This window comes from Campylobacter concisus (genome assembly GCF_902460675.1).
Classification (GTDB): domain Bacteria; phylum Campylobacterota; class Campylobacteria; order Campylobacterales; family Campylobacteraceae; genus Campylobacter_A; species Campylobacter_A concisus_AJ.
The window spans coordinates 1,711,121-1,727,515 of the sequence record NZ_CABPUQ010000001.1; the positions used below are offsets into that span (position 1 = coordinate 1,711,121).

Sequence of the window (16,395 nt, forward strand, 5' to 3'; positions counted from 1 at the left end):
GAGCAAAAATGATACTTTCCACCCTATTTTCAGCGGTCGCAAACATTTTGCATCTTATCATCACGGTATATACGTGGATCGTCATCGCAGCGGCTCTCATTAGCTGGGTCAAGCCTGATCCTAGCTCGCCAGTCGTGCAGCTACTTTATAGGCTGACTGATCCTGTTTATAGCTTCATCAGACGCTACATCAAAACAGAATTTAACGGTATCGACTTTACCCCACTCATCGTGCTTTTAGCACTTCAACTCATAGATCAATTTTTAATAAGGCTTTTATTTGTTTTTGCTGCGTCACTTTAGTATCCTCTCTTTAGCCTGCGTTGCTCTTTTAGCTAAAATTTACACCTACGAGGAGCTAAAAAACGAGCCAAAAAGCCTTGCAAAAGACTACTACATAAACCGCCTTATAAACGAGGGTAGCTACACAAAGGAGCAGATAGCAGAGCTTTCACGCGACGTTTTTAGAAAAAGTGGCTTAGTTCAAAAATCAATCAATAAAATTTTACCTCCCAAAGCAGCCCCTAGCAAGTGCCCTGGCATAAGCGCAAACAACATCACAAGTGCTAGCTTGGCTTGCCAAAATTTACTAACAACGATGAGCTTTTCTCTAAAACTTGATAGCAAAACTCGTGAAATTTTAGCGGCAAATCTTGCAAGCACAAATCCAGAAAAAGCTAGAATTTTACGCACTTTAAACGAGCCAAATCCAGCTCTTAGCTTTGCAAATGCAAACGATACAAAAAGCTTTTTGGAGCTTTTTAACGCTTCAAATCCACAAAGCAAAAACGCTCTTTTTAGCGTAAATTTTGAAGCAAATTTTATGAACAAGCTCTACATGCAAAAGGGCTTTACAAATTTACTAAACGACGTCGTATTTAATAAAAAATATGAAGGCTTTAGAAGAAATTTACTTAGCATAGATCCTGCAGTCACTGAAAAAAGCGACGCATTTACACTTGGGCTAAACGCCATCTTACTTGGTCAAAATGACGTTGCATTTAGTTTTTTCACAAGAGCTAAAAACACCTTTGATAGGGCTTGGCAAAGGGATAATGCGACCTTTTGGCAGTATGAGCTAAGCGGCGATGAGAGCTTTTTAAAAGAGCTAAGTGCTAGCAAAGATGCAAATATCTACTCACTTTACGCAAGAGATTTGGTCGGTGGCGAGCCGCTTGAGGTCGTCGTGCCAAGACCTAGCAAGCAAAATATCGAAAATTTTGATGTGAGCGATCCATTTTTATGGAACAAAACCATGTCCCTTGCAAAGGATATGAACGCCACGCAAGCAAGCGAATTTGCGATGAAATTTTACACAAACGAGAGCATCGGCGCATACGCATACTTCATGCAAAAGGCACATGGCTGGGAGAAGCAGTACTTTTTGATGCCAAGCTCACCTGAGCTTGAAGGCATCAGCACTGAGCGAAAGTCGATGATCTACGCACTTGCAAGACAAGAGAGCCTCTTTATCCCAAGCGTCATTTCTACCTCATACGCCCTTGGTATGATGCAGTTTATGCCATTTCTTGCAAATGCGATCGGCAAAAAAGAGCTAAAAATCCCAAATTTTGACCAAGACGATCTTTTTAAAACTGATGTTGCATTTAAATTTGCAAATCATCACCTAAACTATCTTGATAAATTTCTTTATCATCCGCTCTTTACGGCCTACGCGTATAACGGCGGTATCGGCTTTACCAAAAAAGTCATAACAAGAGATGATATGTTTAAAGAGGGGAAATTTGAGCCGTTTTTATCGATCGAGCTAGTCCCAGTGGCTGAGACTAGAAACTACGGCAAGAAGGTGCTTGCAAACTATGTGATCTATATGGCGCTTAATGGTTCCAGTATAAAGATTTCGCAACTTTTCGAAAATTTAACAAAACCGGCTTTGACTGATAAATTTCGAAACTAAGCGCGAGATCGTCGCTTTGCTTACTTGGTGCGGTCACTTCGTAATAGACCGCCCAAGGCATAGAAAATCCAGCAAATTTAAGCATCTCGTCGTTTTCATCAAGCAGCCTTGCGCTTGTGGCATTTGAGTCGCCATTTACCTTTATGTTGCTCAAATTTTGCGCATGCTCTTTTGGGTTTATGGCTACTAAAAAGTGCTCTTTGCTCTCGTCTAAATTTGAGTTATATATAGGATTTAGATAGGTTGCAATTATGAGCGTTCTATCAGTGCCATCGATGATCTCGCTCTTACTTGTGTAGGCCAAAAGCTCATTTTTTAGTGGCTCATGCACGATCACTTTTTGATCAGCGCAACCAAATATCATCAAAATAAATATAAAAAATAGTGTAAATTTTCTCATAAAAAACTCTTAAAATATTAAATTTTCTCGCATTTTAGCATTTTATTTTTTAAATTTCACTCATAAATTTTAAAGCCAATATGAGCTATAATCGCAAGAAATTTTAACGAAAAAGGCTCTTATGAAAAGACTTGCCATTGCTTTTTCTGGCCCTTCAAATAGCGGAAAAACGACGCTTATCTTAAAAGTCGCAAAAAAATTTATAGATGATGGGCTAAAGGTCGTTGTGGTCAAGCACGACCCAGGCGACAAGGCCAAATTTGACGTTGAAGGCAAGGATAGCTTTAAATTTTCTCAGGCAGGAGCTGACGTAGTCGTGATGAGTCCGACTAGAACGACTTACTTTTCGCAAAGCTCGCAAGGCATAGACGAGGTCATAAGGATGATCGGCGAGTTTGATATTCTCTTAGTCGAGGGGCTAAAGACGCTGCCACTGCCAAGACTAAGCGTCTTTCGAGGCGAGATCGATGAAGCTTATCTTAGCTTTTCAGACGCGATCGCCACTTATAAAAAGCAAATCCCTTACGAGATCACAAATCTAAATTTAGACGATATAGACGCCATTTGTGCGTGGATAATCAAAAATGCAAAGGCTGTATAATGCAAGAACTAAACCAAATTTTTAACACCATTAAAGATATCGCAAAAGAGATAAGCGAAGTGATAAAATACGCCGATCTTGGCTACACAACTCACGAAAATGCAACTGGCGACACCCAGCTAAAGCTTGATGTTAAAAGCGACGAGATCATCACAGCTAAATTTAAGCAGCTTTCATGCGTAAAAGCGCTAATTAGCGAAGAGAAAGAGGACGAGCTTGAGATAAATAAAAACGCTAAATTTATCATCGCTTACGATCCACTCGATGGCTCAAGCCTAGTTGATGTAAATTTCGCCGTTGGCTCGATCTTTGGTATCTACGAAGACGAGGTAAAACCAGAAAATTTAATAGCCGCAGCTTACAGCATCTATGGTCCAAGACTTGAGCTAGTAATTGCTGAGAAAAAGAGCGCTTTGCCTAAATTTTATAGGCTTGGCAAAGATGGTGAGTTTAAATTTGTAAAAGAGCTTGAGCTAAAAGAAAAAGGCAAGCTAAATGCCACGGGAGCTACGCAAAAAGGTTGGAGCCAAACGCATAGAAACTTCATAAACGAGCTATTTAACGAGGGCTACAGGCTAAGATACTCAGGCGCGATGGTGAGCGACTTGCATCAAATTTTACTAAAAGGCGGCGGTCTTTTTAGCTACCCAGCAACGAGCGATCATCCAAATGGCAAGCTAAGGGTTGTCTTTGAGGTGTTGCCATTTGCTTTTATATATGAAAACGCAAAGGGCGCAACGACAAATGGCAAAAATCAAACACTCTTTGATATAAAAATAGAAAAAATTCACCAAACTACGCCATGCTTCTTTGGTTCGCGTGATGAAATTTCTCTTTTGCATAAATTTTACGAGCAAAAATAATGCAAGAAGCACAAGCAAACGAGCCACTTGACGCATTTGAGCTAGCCCTAAAGCAAAAGGCAAAGATCTTGCAAGAGTGTCAAGAGCAAAAAGGTCGCAAAAGCTGTTTTAACTGCGAGGCATTTTTTGACTGCGAGACGAGGATAGAGTATGTAAATAGCTGCTACAACTCGATGTCAAAAGGCAACACTGGCAGTGACGGCGGATTTGATTTTTAAATTTAAAGGAAAAATATGAAAGAAAAAGCTTATATAACCACTCCGATTTATTACGTAAATGACGTGCCACACATCGGCCACGCCTACACGACTATCATCGCTGATACGCTTGCTAGATTTAACCGCTTGCAAGGCAAAGAGACCTACTTTATGACTGGCACAGACGAGCATGGTCAAAAGATCGAGCAAGCAGCTCGTGCTAGGGGTAAGACGCCAAAAGAGTATGCTGATGAGATCAGTGCGAAATTTAGATCGCTTTGGGACGAATTTGAGATAAGCTACGACCATTTTATAAGGACAACTGACGAAGAGCACAAGCAAACCGTGCAAAATGTCTTTGAAAAGATGCAAGCAAACGGCGATATCTACAAGGGCGAGTACGAGGGCTTTTACTGCGTTAGCTGCGAGACATTTTTTAACCAAAGAGACCTACTTGAGGACAACCGCTGTCCAGACTGCGGCCGCGTGACATCTTTAGTCAAAGAAGAGAGCTACTTTTTCAAACTTTCAAAATACGAAGACGCGCTTTTAAAATGGTATGAAAACGACGAGCTTTGCGTCATCCCAAAGGGTAAGAAAAACGAGGTCGTAAGCTTTGTAAAGGGCGGACTAAAAGACCTCTCTGTGACAAGAACGAGCTTTGACTGGGGCATAAAGCTACCAAAGAGTGCAAACGACGACAAGCACGTTATGTATGTCTGGCTTGACGCGCTCATAAACTACTTAACAACTCTAGGATACTCAAGAGATAACGCTAGAATGGACCTTTGGCCGCATACGACACATATCGTTGGCAAGGACATTTTACGTTTTCACGCGGTTTATTGGCCGGCATTTTTGATGAGCCTTGGCTTGCCACTGCCAAAACACGTCGCAGCGCACGGCTGGTGGACGATAGATGGCGAGAAGATGAGCAAAAGCAAGGGCAACGTCATCAACCCAAGAGAGGTCGCAAACGCTTATGGACTTGAAAATTTCAGATACTTTTTGCTTAGAGAGGTGCCGTTTGGACAAGATGGCGACTACAGCCAAAAAGCCTTGATCGAGCGCATAAACTCAGAGCTTGGCAATGGACTTGGCAACCTGCTAAGCCGTATAGTGGGCATGAGCGCAAAGTATAGCGACTATAAAATCGACTCAAAAGACGTGATCAAATTTCACAAAGCCGAGCTTGATGAGGCGAAGGGCTATCTTGATGAGGCGATAAAAAATTTAGAAAATTTAGCGACAAACCGCTATTTAGAGGATCTTTGGAAGGTCGTAACGCTTGCAAACGCAGCCGTTGCGAAGTATGAGCCATGGTCGCTTGTAAAAGCTGGCAAAAGTGATGAGGCAAACGCACTTGTGGCACTTTGTGCAAATTTACTTGCTAAAGTTGCTATTTTGCTTAGCCCAGCTATGCCAAAAACTTGCGCTAAGATAGCTGATACGCTTGGCTTTAGCATAGATACGGCCTCTTATGAAGGTCTTGTATTGAAAAATGAAATTTCAAATTTTATGGCAAAAGCTACTGAGCCACTCTTCCCAAGGATAGAAAAAGAGCTAATGGGCGAGGCAAGAGGACTAAAAGAAGAGCCAAAAGCAGAGGTAAAAGCTGAGCCAAAAGAGGAGAAAAAAGAAGAAGGTATCATTAGCATCGATGACTTTGCCAAAATTGTGATAAAAGTAGGCGAAGTGCTCGAGTGCGAAAGGGTCGAGGGTAGCGAGAAACTGCTTAAATTTAAGATAGATCTTGGCGAGGAGCAGCCACGTCAAATTTTATCTGGCATCGCCAAATACTACGAGCCTAGCTCGCTTGTGGGCAAGCAAGTTTGCGTTTTAGCAAATTTAAAAGAGCGAACGATGATGAAAAAATATGTCTCACAAGGCATGATCCTAAGCGCATCAGATGGCTCGCTAACGCTTCTTGGCACGCAGGGCAAGGTCAAAAACGGCGCGATCGTTGGCTAAATGACGATAGAAAATTTAACCCACATAATAAATGGGCAAATTTTAAACAACCCAAGCATCTCAAGCGTGACTAGCTTCGCGTTTGAGGCTAAAAATATAAAACGAGGCTACGCTCTCATCGCCACGCAAAGCGATCAGATCGCACCTGCGATAAAGCAAGGTGCCTACGCTATCATTAGCGAAGAAGAGATCACGCCAAGCGACGATGAGATAGCCTTTATCAAGGTAGCAAGCCTGCAAACGGCTATCATCAAGCTCATGCGCTTTGAGGCGATCCACAAAAATATAAAATTTTGCGCGGTCAATCCCTTCATAAAAGCGCTTTTAGAGAAGTCACACCTCGAAAAAAACGCCCACGTCATACCTGAAAATTTAACCGAGCTTTTTTACAAAATTTTTCATGCAAATTTGTTTGACACATTTTTTAGCGACGATACGAGGATACTTCAAAGGCTCTCGCTACTTTACGAGACAGCCTGGACTGACACAAACATAAGCGTGCTAAATCCAAGCTCGATCTTCTTTACAACGCTCATTTACGATGACAAATACTATCAAAATTTATCCATCCCTAGAGTTTTTGCTGGGATGTTTTGCGGACTTCTTGGCTATCTTAAGAAAAATAATATCGGCTTTAAAGTGACAGAGAGCAGGATTTCATCGCACTTTGACCCAGTCTTTATCGACAAAGACTTTAAGCCAGTTGGTTTTGGTAGCAGTTTTAGAGCGGTGATAGCTGAAGAAGACGAGGAGCTATTTTTGACTGAAAGCATATTTCTAAGGCGAAATTTCAGCGAAAGCGAACTTAAATTTTGTCTGCCAAAAGATAGCACGCTAAAGGTTGAAAACGCCATTTTTTATGAAAATTTAGACGAGATAAAGAAGCTACAAAATTTCGTCTACGCCCTTGTGCTTTGCAAAAAAGAAGAACTACTTGACAGCCTTAGTCAAAGCAAAGAGCAAAGCGGACTCTTTTAAATTTAGAGCCAGAGCCTAAGCCCTGGCAGTTTTTTACTCACCTAAGAAGTATTTTAGATCAGCTTGCGCGTCGCCGCTAATTGGTCTAACGTTAAATTTATCCACTAAGAAATTTATGATCTCTTCATTGAAAAATTTAGGCAAGCTAGGTCCTACGTTGATATTTTTGATACCAAGGCTAAATAGCGCTAACAAGATGATGACCGCTTTTTGCTCCATCCACATTAGCACGATAGAAACTGGTAGGTCATTTACTGCGATGCCTGTTGCCTCGCTTAATGCAAGGGCGATCTTAACTGCGCCGTTGCTGTCGTTGCACTGACCAAGGTCGATGTAGCGTGGTAGCTCGGTGCCTGGGACGTTGCCAAAGTCGATATCGTTAAATCTAAATTTACCACAGCTTGAAGTAAGTATGACGCAGTCTTTTGGAAGGCTAGCAGCTAGCTCTCTATAGTACTCACGTCCCTTGCCAGGCGCGTCACAGCCAGCGATCACAAAAAATCTGCGGATCTTGCCAGTGTTTATCGCGTCTAAAATTTGTGGGGCTAAAGTTAGGATAGTCTTGTAGTGGCCGCCAGTTACTAGGCTCTCGTCGCTATCAAAGCCGCTAACGTCGCCACAGGCTAGTGCGCACTCGATAAGTGGTGTGAAGTCGTCGTTTTCGATGTGTTTTACGCCGTTTGTGCCTGCGATCGAGTAGCCAAATAGCCTATCAGCGTATGTGCAGTTTGAGCGTAGTGGCACGATGCAGTTTGTTGTCATTAGTATCGCACCTTTAAATTCGTTAAATAGCTTAGTTTGGTCAAACCACGCCTTGCCGACGTTGCCTTTTAGGTGGCTATACTTGCGTAGTTCTGGGTATCCGTGAGCTGGAAGCATCTCTGAGTGAGTGTAGATGTTGATGCCTTTGTCTTTTGTCGCCTCAAGTAGCGCTTTTAGGGCGTGCAAGTTGTGACCGCTAACTAAGATCGCCTTGCCCTCGACCTTGTTTTGGCTCACTCTAACTGGTGTTGGGATGCCAAATTTAGCCGTGTGAGCCTCGCTTAGCAGGTTCATCACCTCAACGCCAGCATCGCCTACTTCAAGAAGCTGTTTGATGTGCTCATCGAAGTTGAAATTTGAGTTTGTAAGCGTAAAATAAAGCGTATCAGCCATAATACGATCAACGTTGCTAGTATCAGCGCCAAGCTCGTGCGCGTGGTGGCGGTATGCGCTAAGGCCTTTTAAGCCAAAAACCATCGTATCTTGCAAAAGCGCTAGCGTGTCGCTCTTGCCACAGGTGCCCATAGGCTGGCCCTTTGCACCGCATCCGTCCTCAGCACTCATCTCGCACTGATGGCAAAACATCTTCATATCTTTCATCTTTTCTCCTTGTGAATTTAAAAATTTAAGCGGATTTTATCCTATGTGGCTAGCTATTTTGGTTGATAGCAGTCAAGAAAAGTTAAATTTAAATTTTAGTTATTAAATTTAAGGTTTTATGATTTTGGATATCAAAATATAAATTTGAAATTTGGCGCAAAGAGTTAATAAAATTTACAAAAAAACGATTTACATTTGAAATTTATTTAAAAGGATGAAAATGAAAAATTTACTACTAGTGGTATTTGCCGCTTTTATGCTTTGTGGCTGCGCTCCAAAGGGGATATTTGTGACCTTGCCAGACGAGCAAGCACCTTCAAATGTTAGCAAAAAGACAAAAATTTACATCGAAAGCGTCAAGGATGTGAGAGCCTTTGAAAACGACCCAAAACAAGCCAGCACCCCATCTTTGTACAAGCACAATGTAAATGAAGTTAGCGCAAAAGAGAAGCAAAAATACATCGGCAGAACGAGAAATAGCTACGGCAAAGGGCTTTGGAACGTCATTTTAGAAAATAAACAAAGGACAACTAGTATAGTAAGGGCGCGTATAGAGGACGCCTTTAGAAGTAATGGCTATCAGGTCGTAAAAAACGAAAACGAGATAGATAAGGATACGATAAGCGTTAATGCAAGGATAGAAAAACTTTGGACTTATATGACGCTTGGTGCGGTAAAAGTTGGTCTAAACGCTGATATAAGCACCATTTTAAGCGTAAATAACAAAGAGCTAAGCACGGTCGTAAAACGCAAAGAGGAGTATCTCTTAATAAACCAAAATGATTATGCAAATATCATCAAAAGCTCTTTGGCTGAGTACAAAGAGAAGCTTTCAAAGCAGATAAGCGAGCTAAATTTAGAGTAGAAATTTAGGCTAGCTACTAAATTTATAGTGGCTAGCTTTTAAATTTCAAGTCAAATTTTACTTTTTATAAGGGATTTTATCAACAGCGTTTGCTTTTTTAAAGCCATTTAACCTTAGCCTGCAGCTATCACAAAGCCCACACGCCTCATCCTCACTCTCGTAGCAGCTCCATGTAAGCTCTATTGGCGAATTAAGCTCAAGTGACTTTGCCACAATGTCAGCCTTGCTTAAATTTACAAGTGGCGTGATGATCTCGCAAGAAAAATCAGCCGAAGTGCCTAAATTTATCGCCTCATTTATGCTTTTTATAAAGCTCTCTTTGCAGTCAGGATACCCTGAGCTATCCTCCTCGACCACGCCTATGTAGATCGCCTGCACCCCCTCTTTTTCGGCAAGCGCGGCGGCGATTGAGATAAATACGCCATTTCTAAACGGCACGTAGGTGTTTGGCACGTCCTTACTAACGCCATCTTTTCTTATCTGCAGACTCTTATCCGTTAGCGAATTTCCGCCTATTTGAGCGATGAAGCTAACGTCTAAATTTATCTTTTTAACCACACCAAGACGCTCACATATCTCGTCAAACGCACGTTTCTCTCGTCTCATCGTCCTTTGTCCGTAATCAAAATGAAGTGCGACTACATCATATCCAGCCCTTTTTGCCATCACAGCGCAAAGCGTGCTATCCATACCGCCGCTCATTATACAAACTGCTTTTTTCATATTTTGCCTTTTAAATTTGCTAAAATTATACAAAATTTTACTAAGGACAAGCCAAAAATGATACTTTGCGAAGAGAGTTATCCAGAAATTTTAGATCAAATTTGCTCATATCTAACACCTGGTGAAGTTGAGTTAGTTTTTATCAACAAAGATGAGATGAGAGAGCTAAACAGAACTGAGCGAGGCATAGATAAAACCACTGACGTCTTAAGCTTTCCCCTTGAGCTCATCGTTCACGCCCCACTTGGCTCGGTAGTCATAAACAAAGATATGGTAAAAGAAAAAGCAGCCGAGCTAAATCACAGCGAAGATGCCGAAACTGCGCTACTTTTCACACATGGCTTGCTGCATATCTTAGGCTTCGATCACGAAAAAGATGATGGGCAAATGAGAGAAAAAGAGTGCGAAGTGATAGCTAAATTTGAGCTACCAAAGAGCCTAATCGTAAGAAGCGAGGATGTTAGGCTCATTGATCTTATAAACAAAAAGGGCTGATAAAGCCCCTGATTTAAAGAGCCTCTTTTTTTGTCTCTAAATTTTCAACTTTTGGCGCAAAAGTCTTATTTATCTTTCTTATCCAGATGATAAGTGAGATAAATAAAATGAAGTAAAGCACGTAGCTAGCGATAGGCCAGCTGGTACTTGTGCCGCTATCTTTTATCGAGATCACGTTTCTAAACTCGTTTAGCATAGAAATTCTATATCCGTAGTATTTGATAGTGACGTTTTTATCGCTATTTGTAAAGCCTTGAGCCTTGGCTTGGATGTCGGCTGAGTTAAATTTAAAATAAAATGGAAAGCCCCACGCCGTATCTTCGTTTCTATAAGCCATAACTTTTTCAGCGTTTTTCGCATCTTTTGTGTAGATGAAGTAGACGTCGCGCACTGGGCCGTCAGCTGGGTTTTTAGCGTCTATTATGCCATCTTTATCCATGCGTTTTACGTCGCCGCCAGTTATCTGCACGCTTGCGTAGTGCGGAAATGAAAAATCAACCAAAAAAGCCAAAAATAGGTGCAAAAGCACGACAAAACTAACGCAAATTCTCTTTAAAAATGTCATCATTTCTATCCTTTAAATTTGCACTATTTTATGAAAAGATAGCTTAAATAAAGGGGCAAAGCGCCCCCATAAATTTAAGCCTTTTTGTTAAGCATAAATTTTAAAAGCTGAGCAAAGAAGCAGATGCCACCGATTATTAAAATCGTGTCGCCAAGCATCCTTAGCCATCTTAAATTTTGCAAGTGTGACTGTTGTAAAAGCTCAGCACTTCTTGCATACCACATGCCCTGCTCCAAGCTTGCAAATGCTTGATAAATTCCTATTGGAAGTAGTGAAAGCACGATCATTAGCATAAGTCCTGCATTTAGTCCCCAAAAGCCAACTTTCATCAGATTTTCATCAAATTCTTGCCCTTTAAATAAATAAGTAGCCACAAGCCAAACAAAGCCAAGTGCCAAAAATCCATAAACGCCAAATAGCGCTGCGTGTCCGTGAACTGGCGTTGTATTTAGCCCTTGGATGTAAAATAGCGAGATTGGAGGATTTATCAAAAATCCAAAGACGCCAGCGCCTAGCATATTCCAAAAGGCAACTGCGATGAAGCAGTAAAGTGGCCATTTAAGCGTTTTAGCCCAGCTTTGAGCAAACTGAAGTCTGTAATGCTCATATGCCTCAGCGCCAAGTAAAACTAAAGGCACGACCTCAAGTGCCGAAAAACTAGCACCAACCGCCATTATAGGCGTTGTAGTGCCTGCAAAGTAGAGGTGATGGAAGGTGCCTGGGATACCGCCTACCATAAAGAGTGACGCACTAGCAAGTGTTGAAAATGTAGCAAATCTCTTTGAGACAAGTCCAAGACTAACAAAGACAAAGGCAAGTGAAGCCGTCGCAAATACCTCAAAAAAGCCCTCAACCCAAAGATGCACTACCCACCAGCGCCAGTACTCCATCACTGGCAATGGACTTCTTTGTCCATAAAATAGCCCTGCTCCGTAAAATAAGCCAACCGCAACCGCTGACATAGCAAAGATAGCAAGTAAATTTTTATCGCCTTTGTTTTTAAAGCCGCCTGCAAATCCACGAAGAAGTAGAAGCATCCAGATGACAAGACCAACAAACAAAATGATCTGCCAAACACGTCCAAGATCGATGTATTCATATCCTTGATGTCCAAGCCAGAAGCTTAAATTTATAGGCATGATGTTTGCGATGGCTAGATACTCACCCACAAAACTACCAACTACAAGGATAAGTAGCGCGTAAAAGAGCAGATCAACGCCAAGCTTTTGAAATTTTGGATCCTTGCCGCCATTTATAATAGGAGCTAAAAATAGTCCAGCTGCTAAAAATCCGGTCGCTATCCAAAATATACTAGCTTGTATATGCCACGTTCTAGCAAGCGAATAAGGGATGTAGGCTGATAAATTTACGCCATAAAATTCTTGTCCTTCGACTGTGTAGTGAGCTGTAAAGCCGCCTATTAAAATTTGAAACGCAAATAGAGCTAATGTGACAAAGAGATACTTTTTAAGTGCCTTTTGTGATGGTGTTAAATTTAGCTTTTTAAGCGGATCTTCGCTGATAGGCTCAAGCTTTTCATCGTCTTTTTTGCCATAAAATGAGCTAAACCAAACAAGGAAGCCAACGCCAGCTAGAAGTATCACGACGCTTGCAATCGACCAAAAGATATTTTCGCTTGTTGGCACGTTATCGATTAGCGGCTCGTGCGGCCAGTTGTTTGTATAGGTTGCCTCGCTACCAGGTCTGTTTGTGGCTGTCGCCCAGGCTGACCAGAAGAAGAAGTTGTTTAGATCAGCTCTGTCGCTAGCATTTGGAAGCGTATTTTCTTTCATCGCATAAGCTTCTCTTAAAGGCTTAAATTTAGGGTCATTACCAAAAAGCGCAGCATACTCGCTAGCTACTTGACTTATTGCCTTTAGCCTATCAGCGCTTAGCACAAATTTATCGTCCTTTACGCTATTTTCTCTATACTCTTTTTTGAGCAAAACCTTTAAATTTGCTTTTTGCTCGGCGTTTAGATCAGCGTATTTTAGATGATAAATTTCATCAGCTTTGATCTCTAAAAAGGCAACTAGCTCTTTGTGAAGCCAGTCCGCACTCCAATCAGGTGCTTGATATGCCCCGTGTCCCCAAACAGAGCCAACCTGCATACCGCCTATGCTTTGCCAAGCCTCTTGACCTTTGTAGATACTCTCTTTGTCGATTACGACCTTGCCATTTTCGTCAGTAAAATTTACAACTGGAGGCGAATTTCTATAAACCTCAACGCCATAGTAGCCTAAAATACTAAAGCAAACTACCAGCACAGCAACAAGTGCGAGCCAGTATCTTTTGTATTCACGCATCAATTCTCCTTTTTTAAAATTTAGGAGAAAGTTTATCTCATTTCAAAATAGTGATTAATGACATATATCAATAAAAGGAGAATATTTATCCTATTAGTTTTATAGAAATTTACAATAATATGCATTTTTTTCACAATGTATATGCAAATTTTACATAACATTAATGTAAATAGCGGTAATATATCAACCAAACTATTTCACACCAAAAAAGGAAAAAATATGCAAATGAATTTCATGCACAAAGTGGCTAAAATAGGCCTTGTTGCTTCACTTTTTACAGCTCTTAGCCTAAGCGCTGCTGACTCTGCTAGAAGCATAACCGATATGCAAGGCGTAAAAGTAAGCGTCCCAGAAAAGGTTGAGAAGATCGCAGCACTGTGGAATGCAAACAACGAGATCATCCTAGCACTTGGCGGTATGGATAAGGTTGTAGCCACAACTGATCTGATCAAAAACAACAAGTGGTTTGAGCACATCTATCCAAGACTTAAAAATTTACCAGCTGCACTAAATGGCAAAGACCTTCAGATCGAAGAGCTTGTTAAACTTGCACCTGACGTTATCATAGTGTATAACAAAAATTTTCAAGATGAACTTATCAAAAATGGCTTTAGCGCGGTAAATTTGATCTTTAGAGACTATCCAGATATGGAGAAAAGCATCTACGCAACAGCTGAAGTCATAGGGACTGATGATGCTAGAAAAAAAGCTGAAAAACTTGCTAATAAAATCCACGATAACTCTGAGTTTGTAACAGCAAGAACAAAAAGCATCCCTGACGCTAAACGTCCAAAAGTACTTCACCTTCTTGGTGGTGCAAATTTGCTAAAAGTTGATGGTACAAATACCATCCAAAACACTTGGATCAAGCTAGGTGGCGGTGTAAATGCTATCAATACTGAGGGTTCAATGATCGAAATTAGCGCTGAAGAGATCATCAATGCAAATCCTGATATCATCATCGTTGGCGGTAATGACACAGACGCACAGATCAAAAAGATAAAAGAGCACCCTGCATTCTCTGGTTCAAACGCTGTTAAAAACGGCAAAATTTACGGCAACCCAAAAGGTGTATTTAGCTGGGATAGATATGGTGCTGAAAACGTACTTCAAATTTTATGGGCAGCAAAAACTATCCAACCAGATCTATTTAAAGATGTCGATATGAAAGTAAAAACAAAAGAGTTTTATAAAGAGTTTTTAGGTCACGAGCTTACCGACACAGAGTATGGCTATATCTTAAAAGGCCTAAATCCAGATGGTAGCAGTAAGTAAGATATGAAAAACGCAAATTTTTCAATAGTTGTTATCTTTTTAGCTCTACTAACGCTTATTTGCGCCTTTGTCGCACTTGGCGTTGGTAGATTTTACATACCTTTTAACGACGTCTTTAGCGTGCTAGCTCACGGTTTTGGTTTTGGAGATGGCGCAGCTAGCAACATCACAAACGTGATAGAAAATTTACGCATACCGCGCATTATAGCTGCTATCTTAGTCGGTGCTGCTCTTAGCGTGAGCGGTGCAGCCTATCAAGGCGTCTTTAAAAACCAGCTAGTAAGCCCTGATCTTCTTGGAGTCTCGGCTGGTGCTTGCGTGGGAGCTGCAACTGCCATTATCTTTGATCTATCGCTAATTTGGATACAAATTTTTGCATTTGGCTTTGGCTTAGCAGCCGTTGCTATCACTCTAGCCATACCTAAGATGATGGGGCGCGCGAGCACGCTTATGCTGGTTCTTTCTGGTATCATCGTAAGTGGCCTCATGGGCTCAATAATCGGCTTTTTAAAGTATGTCGCAGACCCTGAGACAAAGCTACCTGACATTGTTTATTGGCAGCTTGGTAGCCTTGCTAAGCTTGATGGCGATAACTTAATATACATAGCTCCTGTAATGATCATCTGCGCCATTTTACTTATCGCCATGAGCTGGCGTATAAATTTGCTCTCTCTTGGCGACGAGAGTGCGGCAAGACTAGGCGTAAATGTAGCTTTTGAGCGCGCTGTCATCATCATCTGCGCTACGCTTCTTACAGCATGCAGCGTCTGCATAAGCGGCATAGTCGCTTGGGTGGGACTTCTCATGCCTCACTTAGCGCGCATGCTAGTTGGCGCAAATAACATAAAAAGCATGCCTGCAAGCATATTTATGGGTGCGATATTTTTGCTTTTTGTAGATACCTTAGCGCGCAGCATAAGCGTGAGCGAAGTGCCTCTTGGCGTACTTACTGGCTTTATTGGCACGGTATTTTTCGTCTGGGTTTTATGGCGAAATAAAAAGGTTGCATGATGCTTGAAGTTAGAAATTTAAACTTTAGCTACCCAAATGGGGCTGGCAAACTAGAAAATGTAAATTTAAAGATAGGCGCTGGGGAAATTTTAACCATTCTTGGTCGAAATGGAGCTGGCAAATCAACAACTCTTGGGCTAATAAGCGGCTCGCTAAAGCCAGTTTCTGGAGAGATCTTTCTTGATGGCAAAAACGTAGATAGCCTAAGCAACAAAGAGCGTGCTAAGATCATGGCGTATGTCGCTCAAAGCGAGGTTACTGAGTATGACTACACCGGACTTGAGTTTATAACTATGGGTCGCGCGGCGCACCTTGGCATCTTTGCAAGACCTAGCAAAGAGGATGAAGAGATCGCTAGAATTTACACCAAAAAGCTTGAGATCGAGTATCTTGAAGATCGCTTCATCACGCAGATGAGTGGCGGTCAAAAGCAGATGTGTATGATCGCTCGTGCGATGGCTGCGCAGCCAAAGATGATCATATTTGACGAGCCAACAAGCGCGCTTGATTTTGGCAACCAGTATAAATTCCTACGCACCGTCAAGTGGCTAAAAGAGCTTGGCTACTCGGTCGTGCTAACCACTCACAACCCTGACTTTGCCGTGCTTCTTGGCGGATATGTCGCTCTTGTAAAGGGTGATGGCGAGGTTGGATTTGGCACGGTTGATGAGATCATTAGAAGTGAGAATTTAAGCAAGCTTTACGGACTAAATTTAAACGTGAGCTATATCGACGAAGTAAAAAGAAACTGCTGCCTCACTTATCCACTATAAATTTATCTGCTCTTAAATTTTTAAGGGCAGATAGTCGTTTTATCTAAAAATTTCTACTTAAATTTACTAATCATAAATGCTAAAATGCAAAAT

Annotated in this window: 17 protein-coding genes; 12 read left to right on the forward strand and 5 right to left on the reverse strand. The window is 41.5% G+C overall.

Annotated elements, in window-relative coordinates:
* Positions 1 to 8 precede the first annotated feature (8 nt).
* Together F3G88_RS08360 and F3G88_RS08365 are read left to right on the forward strand one after the other, a co-directional pair.
* Positions 9 to 302, forward strand: a complete 294-nt coding sequence (locus F3G88_RS08360; RefSeq protein ID WP_148784546.1) for a YggT family protein — start codon at positions 9 to 11, stop codon at positions 300 to 302.
* Positions 280 to 1,917 (forward strand): lytic transglycosylase domain-containing protein, encoded by a 1,638-nt coding sequence (locus F3G88_RS08365; RefSeq protein WP_149715878.1) that lies wholly within the window; start codon positions 280 to 282, stop codon positions 1,915 to 1,917. The genes F3G88_RS08360 and F3G88_RS08365 overlap by 23 nt, the downstream gene beginning before the upstream one ends.
* Here the strand turns inward: F3G88_RS08365 and F3G88_RS08370 are convergent.
* Positions 1,838 to 2,317 (reverse strand): hypothetical protein, encoded by a 480-nt coding sequence (locus tag F3G88_RS08370; protein WP_035142983.1) that lies wholly within the window; start codon positions 2,315 to 2,317, stop codon positions 1,838 to 1,840. The two genes, F3G88_RS08365 and F3G88_RS08370, sit on opposite strands and share 80 nt — an antisense overlap.
* Before the next feature lie 121 nt (positions 2,318 to 2,438).
* Here F3G88_RS08370 and mobB point away from each other — a divergent pair, with 121 nt between their 5' ends.
* Genes mobB through F3G88_RS08395 form a run of 5 tightly spaced genes read left to right on the forward strand, consistent with a single transcriptional unit; the run spans position 2,439 to position 6,927 of the window.
* Positions 2,439 to 2,918 carry a molybdopterin-guanine dinucleotide biosynthesis protein B gene (gene mobB / locus F3G88_RS08375; protein WP_103646102.1) on the forward strand — a complete coding sequence of 160 codons (480 nt, stop codon included), beginning with the start codon at positions 2,439 to 2,441 and terminating at the stop codon, positions 2,916 to 2,918.
* The gene (locus tag F3G88_RS08380) at positions 2,918 to 3,781 is read left to right on the forward strand and encodes a class 1 fructose-bisphosphatase (protein WP_262974780.1); all 864 of its coding nucleotides are present in this window, start codon (positions 2,918 to 2,920) and stop codon (positions 3,779 to 3,781) included. Before mobB ends, F3G88_RS08380 begins: the two co-directional genes overlap by 1 nt.
* Positions 3,781 to 3,999, forward strand: coding sequence for a hypothetical protein (locus F3G88_RS08385; protein ID WP_149715880.1), 219 nt, complete (start codon positions 3,781 to 3,783; stop codon positions 3,997 to 3,999). Before F3G88_RS08380 ends, F3G88_RS08385 begins: the two co-directional genes overlap by 1 nt.
* Before the next feature lie 15 nt (positions 4,000 to 4,014).
* Complete coding sequence (gene metG / locus F3G88_RS08390; protein WP_149715881.1) at positions 4,015 to 5,949, forward strand: methionine--tRNA ligase; 1,935 nt, start codon at positions 4,015 to 4,017, stop codon at positions 5,947 to 5,949.
* Entirely contained in the window at positions 5,950 to 6,927 is a 978-nt protein-coding gene (locus F3G88_RS08395; protein ID WP_103599010.1) for a ferrochelatase, read from the forward strand.
* 33 nt (positions 6,928 to 6,960) lie between these two features.
* Here the strand turns inward: F3G88_RS08395 and hcp are convergent, their stop codons facing one another.
* Positions 6,961 to 8,289: a hydroxylamine reductase gene (gene hcp, locus F3G88_RS08400; protein ID WP_149715882.1), complete on the reverse strand. Its 1,329-nt coding sequence runs from the start codon at positions 8,287 to 8,289 to the stop codon at positions 6,961 to 6,963.
* Positions 8,290 to 8,509: 220 nt separating this feature from the next.
* Between hcp and F3G88_RS08405 the strand changes: the two genes are divergently transcribed.
* Complete coding sequence (locus F3G88_RS08405) at positions 8,510 to 9,154, forward strand: YajG family lipoprotein (protein ID WP_103572940.1); 645 nt, start codon at positions 8,510 to 8,512, stop codon at positions 9,152 to 9,154.
* Between the two features lie 57 nt (positions 9,155 to 9,211).
* Here the strand turns inward: F3G88_RS08405 and queC are convergent, their stop codons facing one another.
* Complete coding sequence (gene queC, locus F3G88_RS08410) at positions 9,212 to 9,910, reverse strand: 7-cyano-7-deazaguanine synthase QueC (protein WP_141088404.1); 699 nt, start codon at positions 9,908 to 9,910, stop codon at positions 9,212 to 9,214.
* Positions 9,911 to 9,934: 24 nt separating this feature from the next.
* Between queC and ybeY the strand changes: the two genes are divergently transcribed.
* Entirely contained in the window at positions 9,935 to 10,372 is a 438-nt protein-coding gene (ybeY, locus tag F3G88_RS08415) for an rRNA maturation RNase YbeY (RefSeq protein ID WP_103572938.1), read from the forward strand.
* 13 nt (positions 10,373 to 10,385) lie between these two features.
* Here ybeY and F3G88_RS08420 read toward each other — a convergent pair whose 3' ends face one another.
* Complete coding sequence (locus tag F3G88_RS08420; RefSeq protein WP_149715883.1) at positions 10,386 to 10,940, reverse strand: DUF1523 family protein; 555 nt, start codon at positions 10,938 to 10,940, stop codon at positions 10,386 to 10,388.
* Positions 10,941 to 11,011: 71 nt separating this feature from the next.
* The gene (locus F3G88_RS08425) at positions 11,012 to 13,243 is read right to left on the reverse strand and encodes a nitric-oxide reductase large subunit (RefSeq protein ID WP_149715884.1); all 2,232 of its coding nucleotides are present in this window, start codon (positions 13,241 to 13,243) and stop codon (positions 11,012 to 11,014) included.
* 219 nt (positions 13,244 to 13,462) lie between these two features.
* On the opposite strand from F3G88_RS08425, the gene F3G88_RS08430 reads away from it, so the two are divergent.
* From F3G88_RS08430 to F3G88_RS08440, 3 genes are read left to right on the forward strand one after another with little or no spacing between them, the layout of a single operon-like run.
* The gene (locus F3G88_RS08430) at positions 13,463 to 14,518 is read left to right on the forward strand and encodes an ABC transporter substrate-binding protein (RefSeq protein WP_103558589.1); all 1,056 of its coding nucleotides are present in this window, start codon (positions 13,463 to 13,465) and stop codon (positions 14,516 to 14,518) included.
* Between the two features lie 3 nt (positions 14,519 to 14,521).
* A complete protein-coding gene (locus F3G88_RS08435; protein ID WP_149715885.1) occupies positions 14,522 to 15,529 on the forward strand; it encodes a FecCD family ABC transporter permease in 1,008 nt (335 codons plus the stop codon).
* Positions 15,529 to 16,302, forward strand: coding sequence for an ABC transporter ATP-binding protein (locus F3G88_RS08440; protein WP_012001386.1), 774 nt, complete (start codon positions 15,529 to 15,531; stop codon positions 16,300 to 16,302). Before F3G88_RS08435 ends, F3G88_RS08440 begins: the two co-directional genes overlap by 1 nt.
* The last annotated feature ends 93 nt before the right edge of the window (positions 16,303 to 16,395 follow it).